The sequence below is a fragment of the Azoarcus taiwanensis genome (genome assembly GCF_012910885.1).
Classification (GTDB): domain Bacteria; phylum Pseudomonadota; class Gammaproteobacteria; order Burkholderiales; family Rhodocyclaceae; genus Azoarcus_F; species Azoarcus_F taiwanensis.
Genome location: NZ_WTVM01000231.1, coordinates 1 through 2,601, shown reverse-complemented (window position 1 = coordinate 2,601; position 2,601 = coordinate 1). Strand labels below are relative to the sequence as shown.

Here is a 2,601-nt window from a genome sequence, read left to right as displayed (position 1 = left end):
CTCTTGATCAACGACGCCAAGGCCCTGGTGCACACCGTGGCCGACACCGCCTACCTGGTCAGCCCCGGCGTGTTCCAGCGCTACGCGCAGGAGCACCCCATGGCGGCGAAACAGGCCAAGGAAGCCCAACTCGCCGACTGGCAATGGGTGCAGAAGCGCTTCGAACGCCTGCAGCTACACCGCAAACAGCCCAACGGTCTGAACATCTGGACCTGCGAGGTGACGGGGCCGCGCAAGTCGCGGCGGCTGCACGGCTATCTGCTCAATTCACCGGGGGAGATCTTCGAACAGCTACCCGCCAACAACCCCTACCTGAAATTGACCGAGGGAACATAGGGCAGCGGAGCATCACTTCGGACACACAGCGTACTCGTCATCAATCGAGCGCCAAGTGTGCCAAATCGACGGCGATCGGACACGAGGCCTCGACTGATGCGACTCGGCGCCTCCCCTGCCTTGACGGCTACGATCCTAAAGGCCATGGGTGAGCCGCCACAGATTGGACTGCTCCTGCTCGCTCAAGCGCCCGAACAGAGCCCGGTGCGGATTGATCGCATAGTGGATATTCGAACCATCCCGTCGAAGGCTGTTGATCTGCAAACCGGTCCAGTACAATGCAAGCGCGCGATCCTCGGTCAGCAGTGCCACCCTCTGTTCTGGAGAGTCAGCTCCGGCCGCGATCAACAGGTCGAGGGCCCGAAGATCAGCAAGCGCGTTGAATGCGTTCTTATCCGTGTAGTTACGCCTTGGCTTCAACAAGGCCTGAGCCGGATTCATTGCGGGGCGAGCGGCACTCGCGCTCAATAGTGCGCATACGAGCATTGACGCCTTCGGCACGCCGTAACGCTCACGCAGGTCCATCAGTTGGAGCCAAACCCTTTGAAGATTTGCGTGGCGCACCGGCGTGGCAATCAGCGGCGCCGCCTTGACGAGAAAGCGCTGCCGCGCAGCGAATCCATCCGCCATGTCGTTAAGCAGCCCCATCGCCCCCCGCATAACGTGAACCTTCTCCGGAAACACGACAGCGTTGGGCAGCGCCTCCAGAATCTTCTCTGCGGCACGATCAAACAGTTCCGAGAGTTCGGACTCAGTCGGATTGAGACGCCCTGACTTCCCCTCCATCGCATACAACATCGGATTGATCCGCAGGCGCTTGCCTCGCGCAAATTCCAGGAAGTCGTCCTTCAGCCCGTCCTTACGAGCCCCACCCACAAAGCGACTTCGAATCGCCGCCACTGTGCAACGATCTGGCAACAGCAATATCTCGTCGTCAAGCGCCAACCCCGAGGGCAACCACCCTCCGTTGACCAGTGCCAACACCGTGGACCCATGGTTGCTTTGAAGATCCGCCGAGACGGTTAGCCGTTGGCTACAATCGATGTGGTCGAAATCGCTGGACTCCACGCGCGCGCCCCGGACCTTGAGGGGATAACTTATCGGATCGCGCAGCCTTCCCTGCAGGGCTACAAGGTCATCGAAGCCGAGCGGAACCACCTCCCCTTCGCTCAGCGCGAGCCGCTTCTGGGTCTCTGATTCCACATACTCGAGTACGAAATTCGAAATCGGCTTCTTGTTGGGGCGCGATCCTGCCACTTCGCCTTGGGACGTGCAGACCCAAGACTGCGAAAGAGCGGGCAAGTCTTCGAGGGACATCGCAGCGCTAGACCAAGCTCATATGGATTTCTTCAAGGTCAGCCGCGGCCGGCCATCCTTGGTCGGGGTCGCCGCCATGGCCAGACTGGATAGCCGTTCGATCAGCGCCGCCAGGTCTTGGACTGCCTCCGCGCCGCCCTCCTCCCTCGCGGCCAAGATCGCGCCCGGCTTGACGCGGACCCGCCCCGACACCAGCGCACCCGCCGCGCGAAGGTGATCCGGATGCGAGGACACGAAGCCGACGGGAATCGCAATTGCTTGGTGGGCGAGATGAAAGTGGAACATCGCACAGACCAGCCGCTCCGGCACCAGCAGCAGTTCCAGGTTGCCGTTCATCAGGGAAACGTCTGCGCCAAGCAGTCGCGGGAACTGATCCCAGTAGACAGAAAACCGCTCCCGGGCCAATCTACGATCGCCCGGCACGACCACGCGCACGCCGCACGCCTGCGACGACGCGCCACTCGGCTGAGGGGCAAGCAAGCGGTCCAACTTCTGGACCAAGTCCCGAGCGCTGCGCGAACGGGCCCAGAGCGCGGACTGCGGTGCCCACCACAGGGCATCCCGATGCGCAGATTCCGGAGCGGTCTCCTCACCGCGCCCCCCCTCCGAAACGACGCTGGCGTCCGACTTCGATGGGATCCCCGCAATGCTCGCACGCCTCAAGGGTAGCGGGCTGTCGATGTCCATCGCGACCAACAAACGGCTGCACCCCGCCCACCTGATTCTTCGCCACCTCGGAAAAAAATTGTCTCGATGCCGTATACGCGCTCGACCTCTTCGAGCCCCGCCTGCCCGACAAGGCCGCGATGATCGCCCGCCTGCTCGCTGACTGCCGAATCGACACCGCCAGCGCGGTGTACGTCGGCGACCGCGACGAAGACGGCCGCTCGGCCGACGCCAACCACCCCCCTTTCCTCGCCGCGACCTGGGGTTATGGCAGTCTTTCCG

Annotated in this window: 3 protein-coding genes and 1 pseudogene; 2 read left to right on the top strand and 2 right to left on the bottom strand. The window is 62.7% G+C overall.

The window, feature by feature from the left end; translation table 11 throughout:
- Positions 1 to 336, top strand: a 336-nt coding sequence (locus tag GPA21_RS19810) for a conjugal transfer nickase/helicase domain-containing protein (RefSeq protein WP_168989790.1), incomplete at its 5' end; no start/stop codon positions are given.
- Between the two features lie 135 nt (positions 337 to 471).
- On the opposite strand, the gene GPA21_RS19805 is transcribed toward GPA21_RS19810, so the two are convergent.
- Together GPA21_RS19805 and GPA21_RS19800 are read right to left on the bottom strand one after the other, a co-directional pair.
- Positions 472 to 1,653, bottom strand: a complete 1,182-nt coding sequence (locus tag GPA21_RS19805; protein ID WP_168989789.1) for a hypothetical protein — start codon at positions 1,651 to 1,653, stop codon at positions 472 to 474.
- An 18-nt stretch (positions 1,654 to 1,671) separates the two neighbouring features.
- Positions 1,672 to 2,088: a hypothetical protein gene (locus tag GPA21_RS19800; protein ID WP_168989788.1), complete on the bottom strand. Its 417-nt coding sequence runs from the start codon at positions 2,086 to 2,088 to the stop codon at positions 1,672 to 1,674.
- Positions 2,089 to 2,281: 193 nt separating this feature from the next.
- Between GPA21_RS19800 and GPA21_RS21405 the strand changes: the two are divergent.
- A pseudogene (locus GPA21_RS21405) lies at positions 2,282 to 2,601 on the top strand (HAD family hydrolase); the annotation flags it as partial.

What these genes read in the sequence shown, in the direction of transcription:
- GPA21_RS19805 (WP_168989789.1), bottom strand. Translation starts at nt 1,653, where the DNA reads ATGTCCCTCGAAGACTTGCCCGCTCTTTCGCAGTCTTGGGTCTGCACG.